The sequence below is a fragment of the Paenibacillus abyssi genome (assembly GCF_014640295.1).
Classification (GTDB): Bacteria; Bacillota; Bacilli; order Paenibacillales; family Paenibacillaceae; genus Paenibacillus_D; species Paenibacillus_D abyssi.
Map to the genome: position 1 here is coordinate 157159 of NZ_BMGR01000010.1, position 24573 is coordinate 181731.

The window sequence follows — 24573 nt, forward strand, 5'->3', positions numbered from 1 at the left end:
CTCTTTTTGCTAATCCCATCTATACTTATACAAATAATATGTATAGAAATAAAAAGCTGCTGAGAGGCGGCGTCCAAGCTGGACCCCTTCTTTCAGCAGCGGGTAGATCAGAACAGCACCTGCTGCTCTGCAAACAATTTTGTCAGAAAGGAACGGCGGTGCATCGGGCTCGGCCCAAACTCAAGCAGCCGCTCCCGGTGATGCTTTGTCGCATACCCTTTATGTATTGCAATGCCATATTCCGGATAGAGCGCATCCCATTCACCAATACATAAGCGATCTCTTGTCACCTTAGCAACAATCGATGCAGCCGCTATCGATTGGCTGCACGCGTCTCCGTGAATAATCGCCAGCTGCGGCAGTCCGATATCCACCTTTTCCGCATCGACGAGCAAATAATCGGCAGCCGTCTGAAGGGAGAGCACCGCATTTTTCATGGCCAGGCGCGATGCCTGCTTGATGTTCATTTCATCGATGATTTGCGCACTGACATGAGCTACTGCCCAAGCGTCCGCATGCTCCATTATGACATCATAGAGCAGCTCCCGCTTTTTTTCCGACAGCTTTTTCGAATCATCTATGCCCTCCAGAACAAGCCCGGGCGGCAGCACGACGGCCGCTGCCACAACATCGCCGAACAAACAGCCGCGCCCTACCTCATCTACTCCAGCAATCCGGCTGTAACCTTGCTCCCATACCGACTGCTCATAATCCAGCATGACGTTCCCCCCTCGTCAACGCTTTTTCTGCTTTCAGCCCTAGTTGATTCGCTCAGGCTCCTCCAGTGTAATACGCCCGAATTTGCCGGCACGCAGCTCCCGCAAAATGATGCCCGATGCCTTCTCCAGATTGACGCGACCTCCGCTTAACAAACAACCGCGCTTTCGTCCAATATCCTCCATGACCCGGACAATTTCATCCGCATCCTCCGGATCCTTTGGCGGTGTATCCAGCCCGAACCGCTCTGCAAGCGCAGGCCAATATCGCTGAGCCAATACGCGAACCGCAAAAAAAGCGATATCCTCGATATTCAAGATCTGCTCTTTAATCGCTCCTGTCATCGCGAGCCTGTATCCGACTAATTCGTCCTCGAACTTGGGCCATAATATCCCTGGCGTGTCGAGCAGCTCCATCTCCGTCCCGACCTTGATCCATTGCTGGCCCTTCGTTACCCCGGGACGGTCTCCTGTCGCCGCGATGTTCCTTCCCGCTAACCGGTTAATGAGCGTGGACTTGCCGACATTCGGAATGCCTACAATTAAAGCGCGCATGGCGCGGGGATTCATCCCTTTTCCGATCATTCGGGAAATTTTATCGTGCAGCAGCTCTTTTACGCGATCCGGTATTTCCATGACCTTAGTGCCTGTAGAAGAATCGACCGCCATACATGCGTGACCTTGATCCGAAAAAAAAGAAATCCACCGGTCTGTCGCCCGTGGATCGGCCAAATCAGCCTTGTTCATCACGATTAAGCGTGGTTTTCCTTGCAGGATTTCATCGATCATCGGGTTGCGGCTCGACATCGGGACACGGGCATCCAGCAGTTCAATGACAATATCAATCAGTTTTAATTTGTCTTGAATCTGCCGCCGGGCTCTTGTCATATGACCCGGAAACCATTGTATCGTCATGTCATCACCTCATCCTCATCCTTGTTTAATAAATTTAATTTGATTAACCGGCCAAAAAATGACGTCCGCCCGGCCAACAAGCTCGTCCATCGACACATAACCGATTGAACGGCTGTCCTTGCTGTTGCCCCGGTTATCGCCGAAGGCCAAAATCATGTTATCTGGAACAATATCGTTTTGCACATTCATATTCGGAAAATTCTCGCTGGTATTATAAAGCTCGCCACGGCTATGCGCTTGCTCGATTGCCTCTTTCAAATACGGCTCTTCAACTAATGTTCCATTAATATAAAGCCTGTCGTCTTCAAGCTTGACTTTATCCCCCGGCACACCAATTACCCGTTTGATAAAATCGCGTCCCTCTTCAGGAACATGAAATACAACGACTTCCCCGCGCTGTGGAGCACGAATATCATAAATGATCTTATTCACGATAACCCGTTCTCCGGTTTCAAAATTCGGCTGCATCGAGGGCCCGTCCACAATAAATGGCGAAAACAGGAAGGTTCTAATGATAAACACAAGCACTGCCGCGATGACCAGAGCTTTGATCCACTCCACGATCTCTTTTTTTGCGCCGCTTCCCTGAGGTGGTACTGGTTCAGGCGCTGTTTCTTCGTTACGGTGTTCCTCGTTATGATTAACATGTTCCGGTTTCACGCGGGAATCCGCATTAGGAGTTATATAGCCGTCACGTGATTTCTGATCCATAATGTACGCCTACTTTCGCTTATGCATGAATGGATAGGATGCGGATAGGCATCTAGATACTTATACTATCTCGACTATAGTATGGCAACCCGCGCTCACATTTATTGACTAACAGGCGGTCAAGCCGTCCATAAAAATTTAATTCTCAAATTCTAAAAACAACGAAAAGGGGCACTTGTTTGCGCAAGCCCCCCATGTCGTTTCTTAACGAATCTCTTTAATTCTCGCTGCTTTACCACGCAGATTGCGAAGGTAGTACAATTTCGCACGGCGTACTTTACCGCGGCGAGCCACTTCGATTTTATCGATCTTAGGCGTATTAATCGGGAATGTTCTTTCCACGCCAACTCCGTAGGAGATTTTGCGGACCGTGAACGTTTCGCTGATTCCGCCGCCGCGGCGTTTGATAACAACACCTTCGAACAACTGAATCCGTTCGCGGGATCCCTCGATTACTTTAACGTATACCTTCAGCGTGTCGCCTGGACGAAAGCTGGGAATATCTTTGCGAAGCTGTTCTTGCGTAATCGCTTGTACAATATTCATATTTGATGGCCTCCTTCCACAACAGACGTTCATATAAGCTCGCCGTTCCCCTTGGAAACGGGTCATGGCCGATAGCGGACCGTCCGACTATTACAAACAACATTTGAAATTTTACCATAATCCTGACGAAAAAACAACAACAATATCCTTCATCGAGCTGCAGCCGATTCTGTACCTATTCTACGCCGATATTCGTTGTGCACACTTCTACTCCGATGCCTTTTGTTCACTGCGCCTTTTCCGTTCGGCCTCCAGCCAGACTTTCTCTTTGGCCGTCAGCTCCACAAGTTCAAGCAGCTCCGGCCTTCGCTCGAGCGTGCGCAGCAGCGACTGCTCGCGCCGCCAAGCCTCGATCTTCGCATGATGCCCGGATACAAGCACCTCCGGCACATCCCAGCCACGGAACGATACAGGACGTGTATAGTGCGGATATTCAAGCAAGCCCGTACTGAAGGAATCTGTGACGGCCGATGATTCATTGCCCAGTACGCCCGGCAGCAGACGTACCACGCTATCGATGACAACCATGGCGGGCAATTCTCCGCCGGTTAATACATAATCGCCAATCGACAGCTCATCGGTAACCAAATGCTGGCGAATGCGTTCATCGTAGCCCTCATAATGACCGCAAATAAAAATTAAATGCTGCTCGCCTGACAGTTCTTCCGCCTTACGCTGCGTGAACGTTTCACCCTGCGGACACATCAGTACAATGCGGGGCTTTGCTCCATTCTCAGGCAGCAGATCTTCCACTGCAGCGAAGATCGGGTCCGGCTTCAATACCATTCCCCCGCCCCCGCCGTATGGATAATCATCCACTGTGTTATGTTTATTGTTTGCATAATCGCGAAAGTTCACCGCGTTCAGAGAAACAATGCCTTTCTCCTTTGCCTTGCCCAATATGCTCGCGCCGAATACGCCTTCCAGCATTTCCGGAAACAACGTCAACACATCGATTTTCATCCGTCAAATCAATCCTTCCATGAGACGGACCGTCACCAATTTGTCGTCCACATTCACATCCAGCACCACATCATCGATGACAGGCAGCAGTACCGGCTTGCCTTTGGACCGTTCCACAACCCAAACATCATTGGCCCCCGGCCGCAGTATTTCATTGATAACGCCGAGCTCTTCACCCTCATCGGTTACAACACGGCAACCGATAATTTCATAATAGTAATATTCGCCCTCTTCCAGCTCAACGGAATCCTGATCGGACACTTTAATGCTCCAACCCTTATACTTCTCCGCCTGATTAATATCGTCGAAGCCCTTCAGCTTAACGATAAACATCCCTTTCTGCTCACGTGCGCTCTGCACCACCACCTGCAAAGACTGTTTCTCGTCCGGATCGAGCAGTATAAGCTTACTGCCGGAAGCAAAACGTACATCAGGGAAGTCCGTCTGAGGCAGCACTTTTACTTCGCCACGCAGTCCATGCGTATTAACAAGCTTGCCCACATTTAACCATTGCTGCGCCATATTCTATCCCACCTTTCTATTCTAAGCTTGTCCAAACCATCTATGTATTAGGATACGAAAAAAGGTTAGGAATAATAAGCTCCTAACCCCGCTTCGTATGTGCGCTATTACGAGATAATGTCAACGATGACGCGCCTCTGTGATTTGACGGCAGCCGATGCGACTACCGTTCGAAGCGCTTTGGCAATCCGGCCTTGCTTGCCGATTACTTTACCGACATCCTCAGGATGCACGGAAAGTGCGTACACGATGCCGCGATCATCTTCCTTGACCTCGACGCGCACATCATCCGGATTATCCACCAAAGCCCTTGCCATGACAAGAATCAATTCTTCCATCTCAAGGCCCTCCGCAACGCAAGCACTTATTTCTGTTGCTTCTGCTCATGGAACTTTGCAAGGACACCAGCTTTGCTCAGAAGATTGCGTACGGTATCAGAAGCTTGCGCTCCTGTTTGCAACCATTTCAACGCTTTCTCTTCATCAATGTTTACTTGTGCCGGTTGAGCGATCGGGTTGTATGTTCCGATCTCCTCGATAAAACGACCGTCGCGAGGCGAACGGGAATCGGAAACAACAACGCGGTAAAAAGGTGCTTTGTGCGCACCGATACGTTTCAAACGAATACGAACTGCCATGGAAATTCACCTCCTTCAAAGAATCGATAGCTGTCTTGCTTATTATCCGAACGGGAACTTCATCCCTTTGCCGAGCAGACCTTTCATACCCTTCATGCCTTTTTTGCCGCCCTTAGGGCCATTGGGCCCGCCCATCATCGACGAGAACTGCTTCATCATCTTGCGCATATCGTCGAACTGCTTGATCAAGCGGTTAACATCAGCGACTGTCGTGCCGCTGCCTGCCGCAATTCTCTTGCGGCGGCTGTGGTTCAGAAGATCAGGCTTGCCCTTTTCTTCCTTCGTCATTGACTTCACGATCGCTTCGACGCGCGCGATCTGACGCTCATCGACCTTGATATCCTTCAGGCCCTTCATCTTGTTCATGCCGGGCATCATTTCAAGCAGTTGGTCGATCGGCCCCATCTTGCGCACCTGTGCCATTTGCTCCAGAAAATCATCAAACGTGAATTCCGCATTGCGCATCTTGCGTTCCATCTCCGCCGCTTTTTCGGCATCGATATTCGACTGCGCTTTCTCGATCAGCGAGAGCATATCGCCCATGCCGAGAATCCGCGACGCCATTCGATCGGGATGGAACGGCTCCAAGGAGTCGATCTTCTCGCCCATCGCGGCGAATTTGATCGGGCAGCCCGTTACCGCTTTAACCGATAAGGCCGCGCCGCCTCTTGTATCGCCGTCCAGCTTCGTCAGCACAACGCCGCTAAGCGCCAGCTGGCTGTGGAAGCTTTCCGCTACATTGACAGCATCTTGGCCGGTCATTGCATCGATAACAAGCAGCACCTCATCCGGCTTCACTGTCGCATGGATCTGCTTCAATTCCTCCATCAGCGCTTCATCAATGTGCAGACGGCCCGCCGTATCCACGATCACATAATCGTTGTTGTTCTCCTTCGCATGCTGAATCGCAGCGCGCGCAATCTCAACCGGATTCGTCTGGTCTCCCATCGAAAAAACCGGAGCACCAATCTGCTCTCCCAGTATTTGCAGCTGTTTGATTGCGGCAGGACGATAGATGTCGCAGGCTACAAGCAGCGGCTTATGGTTGCCCTTCTGCAGCAGCTTCGCCAGCTTGCCGGAGGTCGTCGTCTTACCGGCACCCTGGAGACCGGCCATCATAATGACCGTCGGCGGCTTGTTCGCTTTGGCGAGCTTGCTCTGCGTACCGCCCATCAATTCCGTCAGCTCTTTATTAACGATATCGATGATGACCATGCCTGGGGTAAAGCTTTTCATCACATCTTGGCCGATCGCACGTTCTTTTACTTTAGCGATGAATTCTTTGACAACCTTAAAGTTAACGTCTGCCTCCAGCAGCGCCAGTCGTACCTCGCGCATCGCTTCCGAGACATCTTCCTCCGAAACCTTCCCTTTGCCTTTCAGCTTGCCGAACACATTCTGAAGACGACTCGCCAATCCTTCAAAAGCCATGAACCGTCACCTCCTGAATAACGAATGAACCTTTATTCTGAACCTTCCGCCTGTTTCAAGGCTTTCACAAGACCAAGCAAACGTTCTTTGTCATCGCCTTGCCCGGTCATCCGTGTTACGGCTGTCTCCAGCTCATAGATCAAGCTCCGAACCGTTTCGTGGCGGGACAGCAGCCCCAGCTTTTCTTCATACCCTTCAAGCGCCTGCTCTGCACGTTTAATATGTTCGTAAATGGCTTGTCTGCTGATCTCAAACTCAGCCGCAATCTCTCCAAGTGTATAATCATCGTGAAAATAATATTTAAGAAACGTACGCTGCTTTTCAGTGAGCAGCGGCTCATAAAAATCAAATAGTAAATTGATACGGTTTGTCTTTCCGAGGGCACCCGGTTCTATCGTTGTCACCGCTAGCCCCTCCTCCCGTCAAGCAAAACACCTTTACAGCACTTCAACGCTTCTTATCTTATCCCAAGCGCAAGCGCCTGTCAAGTAAAATACCTTGTCAGTTTATTTTCCTTGATCAAGCTTCGCCCTGCTGCTCTTCCTTCTGTATCAGACCCGCAAACAAAGCATGCACGAACTGCTCCGAATCAAACTCCTGCAGATCACCCATTTTCTCACCCAGACCGACGAATTTTACAGGCAGATTGAGCTCGTTGCGGATCGCAATGACGATACCGCCCTTTGCCGTGCCGTCAAGCTTGGTAAGCACCAAACCGGTCACACCGCTTTTTTCCCCGAACAGCTTAGCCTGGCTAAGCGCATTCTGGCCGGTCGTCGCATCGAGCACAAGCAGCACCTCGTGCGGCGCGCTCGGCACTTCGCGCTTGATTACCCGGAAAATTTTATTCAGCTCTTCCATCAGGTTCGTTTTGTTCTGCAGCCTGCCGGCCGTGTCGCACAGCAGCACATCTATGCCCCGCTGCTTCGCCGCTTGGACGGCATCGTACATGACGGCCGCAGGGTCGGAACCCGCTTGCTGTTTTATGACTTCAACACCTACACGCTGGCCCCATACCTCCAGCTGTTCAATTGCGCCCGCGCGGAAGGTATCCCCTGCTGCAAGCATGACGCTTTTGCCCTCGCTCTTAAAACGGTGTGCCAGCTTGCCGATCGTTGTCGTCTTACCCACTCCGTTAACGCCCACAAATAGGATGACTGTCATGCCGCTGTCAGCCATTTGCAATCCCGGATTTTCATCGCCCTTCAGCAGCTCGACGAGCTTCTCAGAGAGTACAGGCTGCAAATCCGACGCATCCTCGATTTTCCGTTTCTTCACTTCAACCCGCAATTCTTCAATGAGCTGCATGACCGTGCTGACACCAACGTCGGCGCCGATCAATATTTCCTCCAGCTCCTCATAGAACTCCTCGTCGATTTTTTTACGGCGGGTGATGAGCTCCTCGACCCGCTCCACAAATGCCGTTCGGGTCTTTGTCAATCCTTCCTTAAAGACCGTTGTGACGGCTTCCGTTTTGGTGGCGATGCTCTCCTTCAAGCGTTTAAAAAAACTCATCGTGATTATCTTCCTTCCTTTATAAAAGCACTAAAGTTACCCCATCAGTCCCGCAAGCCGCCGTTAGGCCGATACTGCTTCCTCGTCCTCGAGGCGAACCGATACGAGCTTGGATACGCCGCCCTCTTCCATCGTGACGCCGTACAGTACGTCCGCTTCCTCCATCGTGCCTTTACGGTGCGTAACCACGATGAACTGCGTTAATTCAGAGAACTCGCGCAAATATTGCGCGAACCGCGCTACATTGGCTTCATCCAGTGCGGCCTCGACTTCATCGAGCACACAGAATGGCACAGGCTTCACCTGCAGAATCGCGAACAGCAGCGCAATCGCTGTCAGCGCCCGTTCGCCGCCGGACAGCAGTTGAAGATTTTGCAGTTTTTTGCCTGGAGGCTGGGCGACAATATCGATCCCTGTATCCAATACCCGGTCCGGCTCGACCATAATCAGGTCGGCACGCCCGCCGCCGAACAGCTTGGCGAACACGACGACAAAATGGCTGCGGATGGCATCGAACGTTGTTTTGAAACGTTTGGACATCTCATCGTCCATTTCCCGTATCACCTGATAAAGCGTAGTCTTAGCTTCGATAAGATCATTTTTTTGCTCACTCAAAAACTCATATCGTTCCTTGACACGCTCGTATTCCTCAATTGCCCCCAGATTAACATCGCCAAGCATCGTAATTCGGCGCTTCAAATCACGCACTTCATTCTGGGTGCCGGCGACATCCTCGGGAACCGGATAGCGCTCTTTGGCCAATTCAAAGCTGAGCTCATATTCCTCGCTTAGCTTACGCAGCACATTGTCCAGTTCGACATCAAGGCGGTTCACGGCGATTTCGGTCTGCCGCATCTGCTCCTCCACCTGGCGAAGCTGTGCCCGCTGCTCTTTCGTCTCGCTTTCTCCCAGCTCAAGCTGACGGATCATCTCCGCCCGCTCCGAGCGTTTGAAGTCGGTCTGCTCCGCACATTTCTGCTTCTTCAAACGGTAGTGGTTCAAATCTTCTACCTGTTTGACGCTCTCCTCGCCATGACCTTTTATTTCTTCTTCCTGCTGCGTAAGCAGCGTGCGCATCCCTGCAAGCTCCTGCTTGGCACGGTTGATGTCGGAACGGACTCTGGCAGCTTGATCCTCGTAGGAATGCTTTTCCTGTTCTGTCTTCGCGACCATGATTTTCAGGTCCGTGAGCTGCCCTTGCAGTTCCTCCTTCGCGGATTCGCTTGCCTTCCGGCGATCCTCCGCAAGCTTGATCGCCGACTGCAGTCTCGCTTCCTGCTCGGTCAGTTGAACCAGCCTTGCTTCTGCTGCGGCAGCTGCTGCGGCCAGATCGCGCTGCTCGGCCGAATGGCCGCTGCGATCCTCCTCGAACAGCTGGCGCTGTTCCTCGAGATTCCGGCTCTCATGCTCCATCTGCTGCAGCTCCGCCCGCACCTGCTGTTCTTCAATGCGCAGGCGCTCACTGCGCTCTCTTAACTCTTCGATGTTCTGGTTGCGGATGGACAGTTCCTTGCGGACATCGTCGATTCGATCCTTCAGCTTCACAAGCTGCTGTGCCGTTTCTTTGATCTCTTGGTCCAACTGCTCGATTTGACGGGTCCGTCCGAGCAGGTTTGCGCCTTTCTTCTGCAGGCTGCCGCCTGTCATCGAGCCGCCCGCGTTAACGACGTCCCCTTCAAGCGTGACGACCCGGTAGCGGTATTGGCATCTGGAGGCGATGCGGTTCGCTTGTTCCAATGTTGAAGCGATCAGCACGTTGCCCAAAAGATTATTAATAATGGCCTTATAGGTTTCATCACAGGACACCAATTCCGCCGCCACACCGACAAATCCGTCCAATTCTTGAATCGTCCGTTTGTCACTTTCCGGAATGTATCTCCCTTTAATAACGTCGAGCGGCAGGAAGGTCGCACGCCCAAGCTGGCGCTGCTTCAAGAACGCTATCGCTTCACGCGCGGAACGTTCATCTCCCATAACGACATGCTGCAGCGCGCCCCCGAGCGCTGTTTCCACAGCGACCTCAATCTTTTCAGGCACCCGCATCAGCTCGGCAACCGCACCATGAACTCCGGAAAGCCCTCCGCTCTGCCGTCTGGACGCTTTGAGCACTTCTCTTACGCCCTGCATGAAACCGTCCAGATCGTTTTGCATTTCCTTCATCGTATCGCGGCGTGACACAAGCGCGTCCTGCTTCTGCTCCCATTTACGGGAAGTAGTTGACGCTTCCTCGAGCAATTTTTGCAGCGCCAGCGTCTTTTCGTTCTCCTCTATATAACTGGTGCGCACCTTTTCCAGATCGGACAGCGTCTCATTGAGCTTCTTCTGCAGCGTACCGCGGCGTGCCTCAAGCTTGCCTAACTGCTCTCGCCACTTCGACTCTTCATCACCGAGCCGTTCCATTCTCCGCTGCACGGATTCCTGCTGCTGCTCTGCATAGCGGATTTCGTTGCGGGCTTGCGCCATACTGCTGAGCACATCGAGCAATTCACCCTTCAGTGACTCCTCCGAATCGCTGCCCATCTCACCAGCTACGCCCAGAAGGTTCGCTTGTTCTTCTGACAAACGCGCTTGCAGCGCGGCCAAGTCGGCCTCAAGCACAACCGCTTTGCCGCGAAACTCCGCTTCCTCGGAAGCAAGGCCGGCTATGCGCTCATTTTGAGCGGTTATCGTTTCCTCCAGCTGCTTGTGATTCTGCTCCAGATTGCGCTTGCGCTCCTTCAGTACCTCGCCGTAGCCCTCACACTTCTCATATTCCTCGCTGTACTGCAGCATCGACTCATGGAGCTGATCAAGCGCCGCCTCCAGATCGCGAAGCAACATGCGATCCTTTTCCAAATGCGCATCATGCTTGCTGACGACAGATGCCAAAAGAAGCTGTTCTTCCTGCAGCTTGGCCAGCTTGGCGGTAGAATCCGTCCAAGAACTATGTACCTGTTCGATCTGATGAACATACATCGATATTTCTTTTGTCTTCAGCTGCTCTCTTAGCTCTTTATAATGAATCGCCTTTTCGGATTGCTCGCGCAGCGGCTCGACTTGGTCTTCCAGCTCGGAGACAAGGTCGTGGATCCGCAGCAAATTTTGCTCGGTCTCATCCAGCTTTTTCTGCGCTTCGCGTTTCCGTGATTTATATTTGACGATACCTGACGCTTCCTCAAAAATTCCGCGGCGGTCCTCTGAGCGTGTGCTCAAAATTTCTTCGATCCGCCCTTGCCCGATAATCGAATAAGCTTCCTTTCCGATCCCGGTATCCATGAACAGCTCCGTAATATCCTTCAACCGACAGGACTGCTTATTAATCAAATACTCGCTCTCACCGCTTCGATGCACCCGCCTTGTGACGGTCACTTCATTGAAATCGAGCGGCAGCGTCTGCTCCGTATTGTCCAGCGTTAAGGACACTTCTCCATAGTTAACCGCTTTGCGCGCATCGCTGCCGGCAAATATGATGTCTTCCATCTTTCCGCCGCGCAAGCTTTTCGCGCTCTGCTCCCCCAGCACCCAACGGATGCTGTCTGAGATATTGCTCTTGCCGCTGCCGTTCGGCCCTACGACCGCTGTAATGCCGCGCACGAATTCCAGCTCGGTCCGATCGGCAAACGATTTAAATCCGGATAGTTCGATTCGTTTCAGGAACATTTTTGCACCTTCACCTCAACGATTATTGTACCATAAGCCTAACCAAAACGTAGAGCAAAAATAAGTAAAAGCCCTTAATGAGCTGAAACGGCTGTCGCCGCAAAACAATAACAGGCCCCGGCTTCCGCCGGGACCTGTGCCTATTCTCCGTTGCTAAGCAGACGGCGCCATGCTTCTGAAGCTGCCTGCTGCTCGGCTTCTTTCTTCGTGCGGCCAATCCCGCTGCCAAAGCGCTCGTCGCCAAGATTGACCTCAACGACAAACTCCCGGTCATGCGCAGGTCCGCGTTCTTCGACAACCCGATATTCCACAGGGCCGAGCGAGCTGTGCTGCGCGCGTTCCTGCAGCTTGGATTTGTAATCCTTGACCAGCATAGGCCCATCATTCTCAATATGCGGGAATACCCGCTCAGCGAGAAACGATTTGACCTGCTCCAAGCCTTGATCCAAATACAATGCACCGATAAACGACTCGAATAAATCCGCCAGCAGCGCAGGTCGCTGCCGGCCGCCAAGCTGTTCCTCGCCGCGACCGAGCAGCACGTAGGACCCGAAATCCAGCAGCTCGGCAAACCGGGCCAGCGAAGGCTCGCAGACGATCGATGCACGCATCCTCGTTAATTCACCTTCGGGCCGCTGCGGATAAGATACGTATAAATGCTCGGAAACCAGCAGCTGCAGCACCGCGTCTCCGAGAAATTCCAGGCGCTCATTGTCCTCCACCGAGCCGTGCCGATGTTCGTTCACATAGGAGGTATGCGTGAAAGCTTGCTTCAAAAGCGCGCCGCGCCGGAAACGCAGCTCCAGCCGCTGCTGGAGCTCATTAAATCGATTAGCCTTCATACTTCCTCATCACGATAGTTGCATTATGCCCGCCAAACCCAAAGGAGTTAGACATCGCTGTCTTCACATCCGCTTCGCGCGGGGTATTCGGCACGTAATCCAAATCGCATTCAGGATCTTGATTTTCCAAATTAATCGTCGGAGCAATCACGCCATTTTGAAGGGTTAAGCCAAGAATGACCGCTTCCACGCCGCCGGCTGCACCGAGCAAGTGGCCAGTCATCGACTTTGTCGAGCTAACAGCCAGCTTGTATGCATGCTCGCCGAACGCTTTCTTGACTGCGGAGGTTTCGGACCGGTCACCTACCGGCGTCGAAGTTCCGTGCGCGTTAATGTAATCCACTTCCTCCGGTTGCAACCCGGCGTCACGCAGCGCATGGGTCATACAGCGGGCAGCTCCATCCGGATCCGGTTCCGTCATATGATGCGCGTCACCGCTCATGCCATAACCGATGACTTCAGCATAGATGCGCGCGCCGCGCTTTTGCGCGTGTTCGAGCGATTCCAAGATAAGAACGCCTGAGCCTTCGCCCATGACGAAGCCATCGCGGCCGGTATCGAACGGACGGCTTGCTTTTGCAGGCTCGTCATTGCGGGTCGACATTGCGCGCATCGCGCAAAAGCCGGCCATGCCGGTCGGACGAATCGTCGCTTCCGCACCGCCGCAGATCATGGCGTCCGCATCGCCGCGCTGAATCATCTTGAAAGAGTCGCCGATGGAATGCGTACCGGTCGCACATGCGGTAACTGCGGTACTATTAGGCCCCTTCGCTCCGGTCGACATCGAGACTTGGCCGGAAGCCATGTTCGCGATCATCATCGGGATAAAGAACGGGCTCACGCGTTTTGGCCCTTTCTCGAGCAGCAGGTTATGCTGGTCTTCCCAAGTGCCAAGGCCCCCGATTCCCGAGCCGATCATGACGCCGACGCGTTCCGGATCGGCATCCTCGCCGATCTTCAGGTTCGCATCCTTAATCGCCATTTGGCTCGCAGCGACGGCAAACTGCACGAACCGGTCCATACGGCGCGCTTCTTTCTTATCCACGCCAAACTGTTCAAGATCGAAATTTTTAATCTCCGCTGCAATGCGCGTCGGATATTCCGATACGTCAAACGCTTCAATCAACGAAACGCCAGATTTCCCTGCCAACAAGTTGCCCCAGAATTCTTCTAAATCATGGCCGAGCGAGGTCATGACCCCCATGCCGGTAACTACAACTCTTTGCTTCATACCCAATCACCTCTACGGACAGCAAAATGGAGTACATTATGCCAGCATTATTTTTATGTAAAAGCTTCCGCTTTCATCTTCATGTTAGATAAAACTTGAACATTCGAAATGGAGAGAAGTCCCGTTGGCTTAACGGGACTCTGTAAACCTTACGTATGAGATTGTATGTAATTCACTACTTCTCCCACACTGGTGATTTTCTCTGCATCTTCATCAGAGATCTCCAAGTCGAACTCGTCTTCTAGTTCCATGACCAATTCAACGACATCGAGAGAATCAGCGCCAAGGTCATCCTTAAAAGATGCTTCCAGCGAGACTTCAGCTTCGTCAACGCCAAGGCGGTCAACGACGATGCGTTTTACGCGATCAAATACGTCGGACATCCGGTTCACCTCCTCTTTGGTATTATACGAGAATTGTGGACAAATTGCCATACGGCATTCACAATCCTTCACGGACTGCTTTGTCCCCTTGTTTCATACCGATTCCAGACGCCGGCTTTGCGTATTTTATCCCATATACATGCCGCCGTCAACGTGTATCGTCTGGCCCGTCATATAGGCAGCCGAATCGGAAGCCAGGAATCGCACGGCCGACGCAATGTCCTGCGGCTGGCCGAGTCTGGCCAGCGGAATTTGGCCGGACAGCTGCTCCCGCATCTCGGCTGGAAGCTTGTCGGTCATATCCGTTTCAATGAAACCAGGCGCTACGCAATTAACCGTGATGCCGCGCGATGCCAGCTCGCGTGCCGTGGCCTTTGTCAGCCCGATCACGCCAGCTTTGGCCGCAACATAATTCGCTTGTCCCGGGTTGCCAAGCGCACCCACAACAGACGAAATATTGATAATGCGGCCTGAGCGTTGTTTCATCATCGGACGGGTAACGGCTTTGATCCCGTTAAATACACCCTTCAGATTCGTTTCGATGACTTGATCGAACTCTTCCTCTTTCATCCGCATGATGAGATTATCTCTTGTAATGCCGGCATTGTTCACAAGAATATCGATTGCACCGAACGATTCAATTACTTGACTTACCATCCGGTCGAACTCATCGGGCTTGCCCACATTCGCTTGAACGATCAGCGCACGGCGCCCGAGCGCTTCTACAGCTTTCGCCGTTTCGGTGGCTGCGGCTTCACTGCCGGAATAATTGATGGCCACATCCGCGCCGCCTTCGGCAAGCGCCAATGCGATGGCCCGGCCGATCCCCCTTGACGCACCCGTCACAAGCGCTCTTTTGCCTGATAAATCTCCAAACATTGTAACCCCTCCCAACTTGATATATACTTCGCGTTCCCTTATGAACCGGCGGATACCGCCGCTTCGAGCGCAGTCAGGCTGTTGATGGACAGGATGGTTACGCTTTTGTCAATTTTCTTGATCAAGCCGGCCAGCACCGTACCGGAACCGATCTCAACAAAGGTATCAACGCCCTGCTCGATCATATAACGGACACTATCTTCCCATAATACGGGAGATACGACCTGATCCACCAGCAGCTTGCGGATCGACTCCGCATCCTGGACAGGCAGCGCTGTAACGTTCGCGATGACCGGAATGCCAGCATCCTGAAGCGTCAAGCTCTCCAGTACCGCCTGCAAACGCCCCGCTGCCGGCTGCATGAGCGAGGAATGGAACGGGCCGCTAACCTCAAGCGGGATGACCCGCTTGGCTCCGGCTTCCTTGCCGCGTTCCACGACAGCTGCCACACCGCTTGCCGAGCCCGACACCACAATCTGCCCCGGGCAGTTGACGTTAGCGAGCTCCACCGCACCGGCTTCAGCGCTGACCGCACTACACAGCTGGGCCAGCGCTTCGCGCTCGGCGCCCAGAACGGCAGCCATTGCTCCTTGCCCGCCCGGAACCGCCTGCTCCATAAACTCACCGCGGGCGCGAACCGTCCGCACCGCATCCTCAAAGCTCAGTACACCGGCCGCAACAAGCGCGCTGTATTCGCCAAGACTGTGGCCGGCAACATAATCCGGTGTCATTCCGCGCTCGCGGAACGCCTCGAGCAGCGCCACGCTGACGGCGAGCAATGCCGGCTGCGTATTCGCCGTCTGCTTCAAGAGCTCGTCAGGTCCGTCAAAGATAATATCACTGAGCTTAAAGCCAAGCGCTTCATCCGCACGGTCAATGACGCTGCGCGATGCTGCAATCGAATCATATACATCTTTCCCCATGCCGACGGCTTGCGCCCCTTGGCCGGGGAATACAAATGCAATTTTGCCCATGAATCCAAAGACCTCCTGCCTATTACCAAATAAGTACCGATGCTCCCCAAGTCAATCCGCCGCCAAAACCGACAAAAACAAGCTTATCGCCTTCCTTAATCCGGCCTTCCTCGGCAGCTTCAGCCAGTGCAATCGGAATGGAGCCGGCCGAAACATTGCCGTACTTATGCAAATTGATCATGCACTTTTCTTCAGGCAGATTCAGTCGATTCAATGCGGATTGGATAATCCGGATGTTGGCTTGGTGAGGAATCAGCAGATCGATATCCGATGTTGTCATTCCGGCTTTATGTAACGCATCTTCAGCCGCGCTTCCCATAATCCGCACGGCGAATTTGAATACTTCGCTGCCGGCCATTTGAATGAAATGCTGCCGATCATCTACGCTCCCTGCAGACGCAGGAACACGCGAACCGCCGCCGCATACCTTCAACAATTCGCCGCCGGCACCGTCGGCGCCCAGCTCGAACGAACGGAATCCCCGCCCTTCCGGCACATGTCCGAGAACGACCGCTCCTGCACCGTCGCCGAACAGAATGCATGTATTGCGATCCGTATAATCCGTAATGCGGGACAAGCATTCCGCGCCAACGACAAGCGCATGCTTGTACATCCCCGATGCGATCATGCTCGAGGCTGTCGCCAAACCATAGATAAATCCGGAACACGCCGCCGACAGATCGAAGGCCGCTGCCTTGCGCGCGCCGAGCTTATCCTGCAGCAGGCAGGCCGTAGACGGGAAAAACATATCCGGCGTAACTGTCGCTACAATAATGAGGTCCAGTTCTTCCGCCGTTATGCCTGCCGCAGCCAGCGCTTGCTTCGACGCTTCATAAGCAAGATCGGATGTGGCCTGCTCCGGAGCAGCCATCCGGCGCTCACGAATGCCTGTGCGGGTAACGATCCATTCGTCATTCGTATCCACCATTTGTTCCAATTCTTGATTGGTCAATATGCGATCGGGAACATATTTTCCCGTTCCAATAATTCCGACCGGATGCAAATTCATAGGGTCACACTCACTTCCCGCTAATTTCCGTTGTGATGGATTGAATTAAATTACTCTGCAGCGCGATCCGCGCCTGCCGCACGGCATTCTTGACGGCTACGGAATCGGAAGAGCCATGGCTTTTCATCACTAAGCCGTTCACGCCGAGCAGCGGGGCAGCGCCGTGTTCTTTATAGTCCATCTTCTGTTTGAAGCCGCGAAGCTTGGGCAGCATGATCGCCGCAGCCAGCTTTGTAAGCCACGAACGCGTAAATTCCTCTTTCAGGACAGAGAAGACCGTACTTGCCGTCCCTTCCATCGCCTTAAGCATAATATTCCCGACAAAGCCGTCGCACACCAAAACATCGCAATTGCGGGCCAATACATCCCGTGCCTCCACATTCCCGACAAAATGAATCGGCGCCGACTCAAGCAGGTCGAATGCGGCTTTCGTCAGCTCATTGCCTTTTTTCGCTTCTGTGCCGACATTAAGCAAGCCGACCCGCGGCCTTGCCATCTTATGAACCTTTTCACGATAAATGCTTCCCATCAGCGCATACTGCAGTAAATGCTCCGGCTTGGCATCCATGTTCGCGCCCAGATCAAGCGCGAGTACACCGATGTTATCCAGCGTCGGCACCATCGGCGCAAGCGCTGGGCGCTCTATGCCTTCGATGCGCCCGACCACCAGCAGCCCGGCCGTCATCAAGGCGCCTGTGTTGCCTGCGGAGATCATCGCATCGGCTTCCCCTTCGCGGACAAGCCTGCCGGCTATAACCATTGAGGAGTCCTTCTTGCGCCGAATCGCTTTGACGGGCTCCTCGTCCGGCTCCACCACCTCGGAAGCATGCCGAAGCTCCACATTGCCGGGAGCCTGTCCCTTCAGCAGCGGCTCAATCCGCTTCGTATCACCCACCAGAACGAGCTGGGTATCCCGCCATTCAGCCGCCGCGTCCAGCGCTCCCTGCACGATTGCCGCTGGCGCATTGTCGCCGCCCATAACATCAATTGCGATCCGCATTTTCGTCTCCCCCTTCGATGTTCGCGCCACCAGCGGATCGATAAATGATAAAATGCCCTTGAAAAACCATTTCTTCGCCTACATACGTGAACACTTCCACTTTTGCTTTGCTGCTGCCTCCGGAGTTCGATCTTACATACGCCTTAGCGATACATTTTTCCCCCAGCTTAACTGAACGGATAAACCGGATGTCCGCCGAAGCGGTCAGGGCGATTTCCTCATTAATAACGGCAACGGCCAGCGAGTTCGCTTGGGCAAAGACATGATGGCCCCGCGCGATTCCGGTTCTGGAAAATACATGTTCTTCACGAATATCAAAAATCGAGATTCCGCTCTTATCCAACTGTAAATCAATAATATCACCAATGACTTCATGCAGCGGCAGCGACCGCACCGCATCGTAGGAGCGCTCGGCCATCAGCTTCACGCGTTCCCGGAGCTCCGGTATGCCAAGCTCCATCCGGTCAAGCCGGATCGTCTGGATGCTCACCTTGAGCAGCCGGTTCAATTCGCGATCCGCAATAAACGGATTCTCTTCAATCAGCTTGGATAACTGCTGCTGCCGCTGGCGTTTGGGCAGACGTTCGATGGTCCGCACCACCTTTGTATCATTATAGTATACTCGGCTTCAACGTCAGATATTATCACCAGGTACTAATTTCAGTATAAAGAAAAATACGGCAGGAAGCAACGGCTGTTACGATATTGCTGCGAATAGCCGCCTGCCGTATTCAGGCAAAAAAATAGCACCTCACCAAGGATGAAGTACTACTTGTAAAAACTGTTATTGCTTGATAATTTCTCTCGATTTATAGGTTCCGCACACTTTGCACACGTGGTGAGCCAGCTTCAACTCTCCGCATTGCTCGCATTTGACCATACCCGGCACCATCAGTTTGAAGTGCGTGCGGCGTTTGTCGCGACGAGTTTTGGATGTTCTTCTTTGTGGTACTGCCATTTTTCCCACCTCCTTCACAGAATAACACAGCGTTTTACTGTTCGTTCATTATGGCTTGAATAAATCTTTCAGCGCCGCGAATCTCGGATCAACGCCCTCGCGCGCGCAGCCGCATTGATGTTCATTCAAATTGGTTCCGCACTGCGGACATAAGCCTTGGCAGTTCTCCTGACAGAGCGGTATGAATGGTACATGAAGCAGCAACGATTCTTCAACATAAGGCGTCAGGTCGACCTTGTCTTCCTTCACCTTAATAATATCCTCATCCTCTTCTTCGCCGTCCGCCGCTTTAAGCGTCTGGAAGCGTTCAAAGAAAGGAATATCCACATGTTCATGCGTGGGCTCCAAACAACGTGAACAAGCGAGTTCGAGATCGATGGCCAGCTCACCCTCCACTTTGACGACCTTCTCTTCGGCACTTGCCTCAAGCCGGATATCAAGCGGCCCTGCTTTCAGAACATCCTTGTTGTTCTTAAGCAGTTCATCAACGTTCATTGTCGTATGAATCGGAACCCTTGTCCCTTTGGACAACATTTCTTGTATGCGTATCAACATTAAGATCACTCCAAACAAACAAAGATTATTATATCGACCAGCCAGCTGTTTTGTCAACATTTTCACGTATAGAAATGCCAAATAAAATGTCGAATAGGCGATTTAGGCCAAACCGTGTTATATTGGGAGGACCTAATCGTTTCGGAGGAAAGCTATGCGGACCGTCGGTATCATTGTTGAGTATAACCCATTTCACAACGGACATTTGTATCATTTACAGCAATCCGTCAAAATAACGCAGGCTGATGCCGTCGTTGCCGTCATGAGCGGACCATTTCTGCAGCGGGGCGAACCGGCCATTGTGGATAAATGGTCCCGTGCCGAGATGGCGCTGCGCGGCGGATGCGATCTTGTCATTGAACTGCCCGTTGCCTACGCTGCACAAGCGGCGGAATGGTTCGCGTTCGGCGCCGTATCGCTGCTTGATGCGACGGGAATCGTCGATTCGATCTGCTTTGGCAGCGAAAGCGGCGATCTGCGCAGTCTGCGCCTCATTGCACGGACATTAGCGAGCGAGCCGGAGGCGTTTCAAACGCTTCTTAGGGAAACGTTAAAAACCGGCGCCAGCTATCCATCCGCTTACAGCAGCGCGGTCAAGCGTTATATGCAAGAACGCGGCGAAACGCAAGCCGCTAATTATCCGCTGGGTAAACCCAATAACACACTTGGCCTGCATTATTTAATCGCGCTTGAGAGAATCAACAGCCGGATTGAGCCTTATACGATTATAAGGGAAAAAGCCGGTTACCACCAAACCGAGATCACGGACCGGCAAATCGCAAGCGCAACGGCCATCCGGCGGATGCTTACGGAGGATCGTACTCTGGGAGCGATCTCCTCTTATGTGCCTGGCTCCACCCTTGACATACTGGAACGTGAATGGAACAGCAGCCAAGGACCGGTCACCTGGGATCATTTCTTCCCTGCACTGCTCCACCTGCTCGCTTCCCAAAACGCACAACAGCTGTCCTCGTTCCATGAGATGAACGAAGGACTGGAGTTTCGACTGCGGCAGACACTCACTCAACTGGACAGCCTCGATTTTGATGCGCTGCTCCAATCGCTCAAGACCCGGCGTTATACACGCACCAAGCTGCAGCGGGCGCTGTTGGCCGTGCTGCTCGGCCATCGCAAGGCTATGTTGCATCCCGACCGGCTGCAGGGCGGCGTAGATTACATCCGCGTGCTTGGCTTTACGGACAAGGGCAGGACTTTGCTAAAGCGGATGAAAAAGACAGCGAGGCTTCCGGTTCTGCTCACCGCCGCCCGCTCACCTGATGGACTGCGGTATTTGGAGCTGGATATCCAGGCTGCATCCGTCTACTCGCTCGCTCAGGCCGGTGTATCATCCAAATCGATGTTTCGCGATTACTACAGACCGCCGGTCATGATCTGACCGGCGGTTTTTCTATCTTAGCCAATACTTCAACAGCCTCCTGCAGCGAACCCGCAGCCTCAACGCGCATGGACGAGCCGATCTTCTCCGCCTGCGCCTTGGCTTCCTGCACATTTTCCTTTGGCGCGAGGAAGAGCTGCGCGCCTTTGCGGTGGGCCGCCGTTACTTTCAACGCTATGCCGCCGATCGGCCCGACCGTGCTTTCCGGCGTTATTGTTCCGGTGCCGGCAACAAGCAGCCCGCCGGATAAATCGCCTGCCGTCAAATAATCCACCATCTGCAGCGCAAACATTAATCCTGCGGAAGGACCGCCAATCTCTCCGGCGGCGATCTGTATCGCCTTGCTCTTATCTTCCGGAACGATATTTCTTATTTCCGTCAGCAGAACACCGCCCAGCATCTTCGGCAAATCGCTGGCGGCAGGCTCGCCTGGAATCATCTGAAGCGTCGTTTTCAGCTCTACAGCCTGTCCTTGCCGAAGCACAGACCATACCAGTGTTTCCCCCGTCCCGCCTGCAGCGAGAAGCTTTGCTAACGAATCCGCATCCTTAATTTCGCTGCTGTTCACGCTGAGCAATACATCGCCTGCATGGAAGCCATCTTCAGCCTGTGAGCTGACATCCGTAACAACGAGCTTCTCAGGTTGAATGGCATACTTGACGCCCGCAAACCGATAAGCCGCCTCCACGGCATCGCTTTGCGAGTTCTGCATGACGACCACCAGCCGTTCCACATATTCCTCTCTGGTCTTGCCGCCCAATACATCTTTCTTCCGAAGCAGCAGCATATCATCCTCCCAAGCGGTTCGGGCAACCGTCCAGAAATTAGCAAAGGACATATGAACGGTTGTTAACATAAACTTACCCTCTCCCGGCGGGTCTCCCGACGCAACCTTTATCATCGGCGTAACAGGCTCTACGATGCCCGGCTCATACACAACGAAGGGCGTAGGAATATAGAGCAAAAATATCATCAACAGCGCCGCAGACAGCGCAGGACGCCAGATGCTGCTCATAAAGCTCTGTTTTCCGGCAGGCATCTTTATCCTCCTTCAATTTCAAACGCTGGTCTAACGCTTGCAGCGTTTGCGTACATTGTAATGTCTGTCCAAATTCCAAATCAAGAGGAGGTTGGAGCATAATGGTGCGAACCGTGATTCTTGGCATGATATCTCTGTGGCTCGTTGCCTCCATTGTTCAACAACCCGACGAAGCGTTTCATGCCGCATTACAAGGGCTATCTGTCTGGTGGAATATTGTGTTTCCCGGTTTGCTGCCCTTCCTCGTACTCGCGGAGCTTATGCTTGCCTTCGGCGCCATCCACGCACTCAGCGCGCTACTGGACCCGATCATGCGGCGTATGCTGGGGCTGCCGGGCGCTGCGGCATGGGCGATTGCGCTTGGATGGACAGCCGGCAATACGGCCGGAGCGGAAGCTGTCGCTTTATTAAGAAAAAGGCAGGCCGTCAGCCGCAGTGAAGGACAATGGCTGCTGGCCCTCTCCCATATGCCCAGCCCGATGTTCATGCTGGTTGTGATTGGAGCGGGGTTCTTGCATCATCCGCCGCTCGGGGCTTTTATCGCGATTACGGTTTGGATATCCGCAATGCTTGGCGGCGCATTAATGCTGCTCCTTCCAAGACCTGCGCGATCCGCTTCGTCTTTTATGATTGACAATCGTTCTGAAAGCTTGTTCAAACGGGCAGGCAGAGCAATGATGGCCGGGCGCAGGGAAGACGGGCGAAGTTTCGGCAAAGTGCTGGGCGATGCCGTAACCTCCGGTGTACAGAAGCTGATGACGATCGGCGGCTTAATGATTGTCTGCTCCCTGCTCGTGCGCCTGCTGCAGCTTTCGCTTCCGGATCACTTGTCCTTCCTTGCCTTCTCCGGACTGTACGAGAGCCATCTCGGGGCCTACTCGGCCAGCTTGCTCAGCCTGCCTTTAGGAACACCGCTGGCTCTTGCGGCGATCGCCGCCGTATTAAGCTGGGGCGGCTGGAGCAGCCTGCTCCAAGCAAACAGCGTGATTGCGGGAACCGACCTGAGGTTTATTCCCTTTGTGCTTGCGCGTGCCTTGCATGCGGTGATTGCCTTCGGCATGGCGATGCTGCTGTGGAAACCGTTTCAGGCATGGCTTTACACGAACGGCTCATCTGCGGACACCTACGCATTCCATCAAAACCTCGCCAGCGGCAGTGCGCTCTATGCGCAGTCTCCGATCCGGTTGGCCGAGCTTCCTTCATTATGGCAACTGCTTCCTTACTCGGTCGCCCTGCTGGGCGCCATTACATTTATACTGGTTGTCCTGTCCTGCTGCGTATGGCTTTTTGACCGCCGCCAAGCCGCCTAGCTCCGGCTGTATTTCCCGGTTAACGCCCGCCCCACTTCAGGCGGAACCAATTCATACACATCGCCGTTAAATTTCGCGATTTCCTTGACAATGCTGGAGCTTAAATAAGAATATCTCGGATTCGTCATCATAAAGATCGTCTCAATGCCGCCATCCAAATGATGATTCGTGGAAGCCAGCTGCAGCTCGTATTCAAAATCCGTCACAGACCGTATGCCGCGAACGATGACCTGCGCGTTCTTGGAACGCATATACCGGACAAGCAGGTCGCGGAAGCTGTCAACCTCCACATTAGGCAGGTCGCTTGTCACCTGGCGGAGCAGCTCCTTCCTCTCCTCCACTGTAAATAACGGCTGCTTGCTCATATTGTTCAGCACCGCAACGACCAGCCGGTCAAACTGCTTCGCCGCCCGATGGATGATATCCAGATGGCCTAGCGTTACAGGATCAAAGCTGCCCGGATAGACAGCAACTCTCTCAATTCGTTCAAAGGATGACATGGGACGTTCCTCCTGTTTCATTATGCTCCGGCCTGTAAGCGTATACGGATACAGTCGTTTCTCCATATTGAGACTGCTTATACTGTTCAAAACCGCCAAACTGCTCCGCATACCGGTGCCCGGACTCATGCTCGACGACAATGATCGCATCTTCCTCAAGCATTCCCCGCTGCGCAAGCTCAAGCATGAGCGCGTCGGCATTTTTCAGCTTATAGGGCGGATCTAAGAAAACAAGGCTGAAGCTGAGCTCCCGCTTCTGCAAAAGCTTGATCGCCCGCTCCGCTTCGTTCTTGTATATTTCCGCACGTCCGGTCATGCCGGCCGCTTCCACATTGCGCCTTATCACTTCAATGCTGTGCCGGTCAAGATCGATGAACACAGCCCGTTCTACGCCGCGGCTAAGCGCCTCGATGCCCAAGCCGCCCGTGCCTGCGAACAGGTCGAGCGCGATGCCGCCGTCAAAAAACGGACCGATCATGCTGAACATCGCTTCCTTCACCTTGTCCGTTGTCGGCCGTGTATGATTTCCGGGAACCGCTTTAAGCGGCCTGCCCTTCGCCTCACCCGCGATCACTCTCAATACTGCCCGCTCCCTTCGTCAAAAATTTCTTCTGCTATCGTACCACAATTTTCCCCGCTTGAAAAAAAGGAGCTTTTCCTGACTGCAGCGGTTCCTCAAAACAGGGGGCTGCGGAATAATTGTTTATCCCCTGATGTATAATTGTGCCGAAATCGGCAATCCTTTAATTATCGGCATCGAGAGATGTCGTAGACAACCGCGGAGAAGACTTACGTTTCCCCATAAGCTCTTCGTCCGGTTTCTCCTCTCCCATGAAAGAGGCTCCCGAAAGGGAGCCTCGATTTTTTTATATCCCGCTGCTGCAAATCATGCCCTAAAAGAA

At 53.2% G+C, this 24573-nt stretch carries 27 protein-coding genes; 2 read left to right on the top strand and 25 right to left on the bottom strand.

The window, feature by feature from the left end; all coding sequences use genetic code 11:
- Nucleotides 1-107: 107 nt before the first annotated feature.
- The 22 genes from rnhB to IEW11_RS16035 form a co-directional block, all read right to left on the bottom strand.
- On the bottom strand, nt 108-719 hold the full coding sequence (rnhB, locus tag IEW11_RS15930; protein ID WP_188532060.1) for a ribonuclease HII: 612 nt from the start codon (nt 717-719) through the stop codon (nt 108-110).
- 39 nt (nt 720-758) lie between these two features.
- Nucleotides 759-1631, bottom strand: coding sequence for a ribosome biogenesis GTPase YlqF (gene ylqF, locus IEW11_RS15935; RefSeq protein WP_188532061.1), 873 nt, complete (start codon nt 1629-1631; stop codon nt 759-761).
- Between the two features lie 15 nt (nt 1632-1646).
- Entirely contained in the window at nt 1647-2342 is a 696-nt protein-coding gene (lepB, locus tag IEW11_RS15940) for a signal peptidase I (protein WP_188532062.1), read from the bottom strand.
- A 204-nt stretch (nt 2343-2546) separates the two neighbouring features.
- Nucleotides 2547-2888 (bottom strand): 50S ribosomal protein L19, encoded by a 342-nt coding sequence (gene rplS / locus IEW11_RS15945; RefSeq protein WP_188532063.1) that lies wholly within the window; start codon nt 2886-2888, stop codon nt 2547-2549.
- Nucleotides 2889-3095: 207 nt separating this feature from the next.
- Nucleotides 3096-3851 carry a tRNA (guanosine(37)-N1)-methyltransferase TrmD gene (gene trmD / locus IEW11_RS15950; protein ID WP_188532064.1) on the bottom strand — a complete coding sequence of 252 codons (756 nt, stop codon included), beginning with the start codon at nt 3849-3851 and terminating at the stop codon, nt 3096-3098.
- A 3-nt stretch (nt 3852-3854) separates the two neighbouring features.
- Nucleotides 3855-4373, bottom strand: coding sequence for a ribosome maturation factor RimM (gene rimM, locus IEW11_RS15955; RefSeq protein WP_188532065.1), 519 nt, complete (start codon nt 4371-4373; stop codon nt 3855-3857).
- A 107-nt stretch (nt 4374-4480) separates the two neighbouring features.
- A complete protein-coding gene (locus tag IEW11_RS15960) occupies nt 4481-4711 on the bottom strand; it encodes a KH domain-containing protein (RefSeq protein ID WP_188532066.1) in 231 nt (76 codons plus the stop codon).
- Nucleotides 4712-4737: 26 nt separating this feature from the next.
- Nucleotides 4738-5010, bottom strand: a complete 273-nt coding sequence (gene rpsP / locus IEW11_RS15965; protein ID WP_188532067.1) for a 30S ribosomal protein S16 — start codon at nt 5008-5010, stop codon at nt 4738-4740.
- A 42-nt stretch (nt 5011-5052) separates the two neighbouring features.
- The gene (gene ffh / locus IEW11_RS15970; protein ID WP_188532068.1) at nt 5053-6441 is read right to left on the bottom strand and encodes a signal recognition particle protein; all 1389 of its coding nucleotides are present in this window, start codon (nt 6439-6441) and stop codon (nt 5053-5055) included.
- Between the two features lie 32 nt (nt 6442-6473).
- On the bottom strand, nt 6474-6845 hold the full coding sequence (gene ylxM, locus IEW11_RS15975; RefSeq protein WP_188532069.1) for a YlxM family DNA-binding protein: 372 nt from the start codon (nt 6843-6845) through the stop codon (nt 6474-6476).
- A 115-nt stretch (nt 6846-6960) separates the two neighbouring features.
- Nucleotides 6961-7956: a signal recognition particle-docking protein FtsY gene (ftsY, locus tag IEW11_RS15980; RefSeq protein ID WP_188532070.1), complete on the bottom strand. Its 996-nt coding sequence runs from the start codon at nt 7954-7956 to the stop codon at nt 6961-6963.
- 63 nt (nt 7957-8019) lie between these two features.
- Nucleotides 8020-11595 (bottom strand): chromosome segregation protein SMC, encoded by a 3576-nt coding sequence (gene smc, locus IEW11_RS15985; protein WP_188532071.1) that lies wholly within the window; start codon nt 11593-11595, stop codon nt 8020-8022.
- A 140-nt stretch (nt 11596-11735) separates the two neighbouring features.
- Nucleotides 11736-12437, bottom strand: a complete 702-nt coding sequence (gene rnc / locus IEW11_RS15990) for a ribonuclease III (RefSeq protein WP_188532072.1) — start codon at nt 12435-12437, stop codon at nt 11736-11738.
- Nucleotides 12427-13668, bottom strand: a complete 1242-nt coding sequence (gene fabF, locus IEW11_RS15995) for a beta-ketoacyl-ACP synthase II (protein WP_188532073.1) — start codon at nt 13666-13668, stop codon at nt 12427-12429. Before fabF ends, rnc begins: the two co-directional genes overlap by 11 nt.
- 149 nt (nt 13669-13817) lie before the next feature.
- Nucleotides 13818-14051: an acyl carrier protein gene (acpP, locus tag IEW11_RS16000; RefSeq protein WP_188532135.1), complete on the bottom strand. Its 234-nt coding sequence runs from the start codon at nt 14049-14051 to the stop codon at nt 13818-13820.
- 126 nt (nt 14052-14177) lie between these two features.
- Complete coding sequence (gene fabG, locus IEW11_RS16005; RefSeq protein WP_188532074.1) at nt 14178-14930, bottom strand: 3-oxoacyl-[acyl-carrier-protein] reductase; 753 nt, start codon at nt 14928-14930, stop codon at nt 14178-14180.
- A gap of 38 nt (nt 14931-14968) precedes the next feature.
- A complete protein-coding gene (gene fabD / locus IEW11_RS16010) occupies nt 14969-15904 on the bottom strand; it encodes an ACP S-malonyltransferase (RefSeq protein WP_188532075.1) in 936 nt (311 codons plus the stop codon).
- A 22-nt stretch (nt 15905-15926) separates the two neighbouring features.
- Nucleotides 15927-16913 (bottom strand): beta-ketoacyl-ACP synthase III, encoded by a 987-nt coding sequence (locus IEW11_RS16015; protein WP_188532076.1) that lies wholly within the window; start codon nt 16911-16913, stop codon nt 15927-15929.
- Between the two features lie 10 nt (nt 16914-16923).
- On the bottom strand, nt 16924-17913 hold the full coding sequence (gene plsX / locus IEW11_RS16020) for a phosphate acyltransferase PlsX (RefSeq protein ID WP_188532077.1): 990 nt from the start codon (nt 17911-17913) through the stop codon (nt 16924-16926).
- A complete protein-coding gene (fapR, locus tag IEW11_RS16025) occupies nt 17897-18493 on the bottom strand; it encodes a transcription factor FapR (RefSeq protein WP_188532136.1) in 597 nt (198 codons plus the stop codon). The genes plsX and fapR overlap by 17 nt, the downstream gene beginning before the upstream one ends.
- A 204-nt stretch (nt 18494-18697) precedes the next feature.
- On the bottom strand, nt 18698-18871 hold the full coding sequence (gene rpmF, locus IEW11_RS16030) for a 50S ribosomal protein L32 (protein ID WP_188532078.1): 174 nt from the start codon (nt 18869-18871) through the stop codon (nt 18698-18700).
- A gap of 48 nt (nt 18872-18919) precedes the next feature.
- Nucleotides 18920-19426: a YceD family protein gene (locus IEW11_RS16035; protein ID WP_188532079.1), complete on the bottom strand. Its 507-nt coding sequence runs from the start codon at nt 19424-19426 to the stop codon at nt 18920-18922.
- A 154-nt stretch (nt 19427-19580) separates the two neighbouring features.
- Here IEW11_RS16035 and IEW11_RS16040 point away from each other — a divergent pair, with 154 nt between their 5' ends.
- The gene (locus IEW11_RS16040; protein WP_188532080.1) at nt 19581-20822 is read left to right on the top strand and encodes a nucleotidyltransferase; all 1242 of its coding nucleotides are present in this window, start codon (nt 19581-19583) and stop codon (nt 20820-20822) included.
- Here IEW11_RS16040 and IEW11_RS16045 read toward each other — a convergent pair.
- Nucleotides 20812-21861 carry a YlbL family protein gene (locus IEW11_RS16045; RefSeq protein WP_188532081.1) on the bottom strand — a complete coding sequence of 350 codons (1050 nt, stop codon included), beginning with the start codon at nt 21859-21861 and terminating at the stop codon, nt 20812-20814. The genes IEW11_RS16040 and IEW11_RS16045 overlap by 11 nt on opposite strands.
- A gap of 101 nt (nt 21862-21962) precedes the next feature.
- Here IEW11_RS16045 and IEW11_RS16050 point away from each other — a divergent pair, with 101 nt between their 5' ends.
- Nucleotides 21963-23171, top strand: a complete 1209-nt coding sequence (locus IEW11_RS16050; RefSeq protein WP_188532082.1) for a nucleoside recognition domain-containing protein — start codon at nt 21963-21965, stop codon at nt 23169-23171.
- On the opposite strand, the gene coaD is transcribed toward IEW11_RS16050, so the two are convergent.
- Complete coding sequence (gene coaD / locus IEW11_RS16055; RefSeq protein ID WP_229725338.1) at nt 23168-23671, bottom strand: pantetheine-phosphate adenylyltransferase; 504 nt, start codon at nt 23669-23671, stop codon at nt 23168-23170. The two genes, IEW11_RS16050 and coaD, sit on opposite strands and share 4 nt — an antisense overlap.
- A complete protein-coding gene (rsmD, locus tag IEW11_RS16060) occupies nt 23658-24251 on the bottom strand; it encodes a 16S rRNA (guanine(966)-N(2))-methyltransferase RsmD (RefSeq protein WP_188532083.1) in 594 nt (197 codons plus the stop codon). The genes coaD and rsmD overlap by 14 nt, the downstream gene beginning before the upstream one ends.
- Between the last annotated feature and the right edge of the window lie 322 nt (nt 24252-24573).

Coding starts and splice junctions, on each gene's coding strand:
- smc (WP_188532071.1), bottom strand. CDS start 11,595: ATGTTCCTGAAACGAATCGAACTATCCGGATTTAAATCGTTTGCCGAT.
- IEW11_RS16050 (WP_188532082.1), top strand. CDS start 21,963: ATGGTGCGAACCGTGATTCTTGGCATGATATCTCTGTGGCTCGTTGCC.
- rnc (WP_188532072.1), bottom strand. CDS start 12,437: ATGAAGGCTAATCGATTTAATGAGCTCCAGCAGCGGCTGGAGCTGCGT.
- rimM (WP_188532065.1), bottom strand. CDS start 4,373: ATGGCGCAGCAATGGTTAAATGTGGGCAAGCTTGTTAATACGCATGGA.
- rpmF (WP_188532078.1), bottom strand. CDS start 18,871: ATGGCAGTACCACAAAGAAGAACATCCAAAACTCGTCGCGACAAACGC.
- IEW11_RS16045 (WP_188532081.1), bottom strand. CDS start 21,861: ATGCCTGCCGGAAAACAGAGCTTTATGAGCAGCATCTGGCGTCCTGCG.
- coaD (WP_229725338.1), bottom strand. CDS start 23,671: ATGTCATCCTTTGAACGAATTGAGAGAGTTGCTGTCTATCCGGGCAGC.
- fabG (WP_188532074.1), bottom strand. CDS start 14,930: ATGTTTGGAGATTTATCAGGCAAAAGAGCGCTTGTGACGGGTGCGTCA.
- IEW11_RS16015 (WP_188532076.1), bottom strand. CDS start 16,913: ATGAATTTGCATCCGGTCGGAATTATTGGAACGGGAAAATATGTTCCC.
- plsX (WP_188532077.1), bottom strand. CDS start 17,913: ATGCGGATCGCAATTGATGTTATGGGCGGCGACAATGCGCCAGCGGCA.
- trmD (WP_188532064.1), bottom strand. CDS start 3,851: ATGAAAATCGATGTGTTGACGTTGTTTCCGGAAATGCTGGAAGGCGTA.
- acpP (WP_188532135.1), bottom strand. CDS start 14,051: ATGTCCGACGTATTTGATCGCGTAAAACGCATCGTCGTTGACCGCCTT.
- fabD (WP_188532075.1), bottom strand. CDS start 15,904: ATGGGCAAAATTGCATTTGTATTCCCCGGCCAAGGGGCGCAAGCCGTC.
- ylqF (WP_188532061.1), bottom strand. CDS start 1,631: ATGACGATACAATGGTTTCCGGGTCATATGACAAGAGCCCGGCGGCAG.
- IEW11_RS16035 (WP_188532079.1), bottom strand. CDS start 19,426: ATGTTGATACGCATACAAGAAATGTTGTCCAAAGGGACAAGGGTTCCG.
- IEW11_RS16040 (WP_188532080.1), top strand. CDS start 19,581: ATGCGGACCGTCGGTATCATTGTTGAGTATAACCCATTTCACAACGGA.
- IEW11_RS15960 (WP_188532066.1), bottom strand. CDS start 4,711: ATGGAAGAATTGATTCTTGTCATGGCAAGGGCTTTGGTGGATAATCCG.
- fabF (WP_188532073.1), bottom strand. CDS start 13,668: ATGAAGCAAAGAGTTGTAGTTACCGGCATGGGGGTCATGACCTCGCTC.
- rplS (WP_188532063.1), bottom strand. CDS start 2,888: ATGAATATTGTACAAGCGATTACGCAAGAACAGCTTCGCAAAGATATT.
- ffh (WP_188532068.1), bottom strand. CDS start 6,441: ATGGCTTTTGAAGGATTGGCGAGTCGTCTTCAGAATGTGTTCGGCAAG.
- ftsY (WP_188532070.1), bottom strand. CDS start 7,956: ATGAGTTTTTTTAAACGCTTGAAGGAGAGCATCGCCACCAAAACGGAA.
- rpsP (WP_188532067.1), bottom strand. CDS start 5,010: ATGGCAGTTCGTATTCGTTTGAAACGTATCGGTGCGCACAAAGCACCT.
- rnhB (WP_188532060.1), bottom strand. CDS start 719: ATGCTGGATTATGAGCAGTCGGTATGGGAGCAAGGTTACAGCCGGATT.
- lepB (WP_188532062.1), bottom strand. CDS start 2,342: ATGGATCAGAAATCACGTGACGGCTATATAACTCCTAATGCGGATTCC.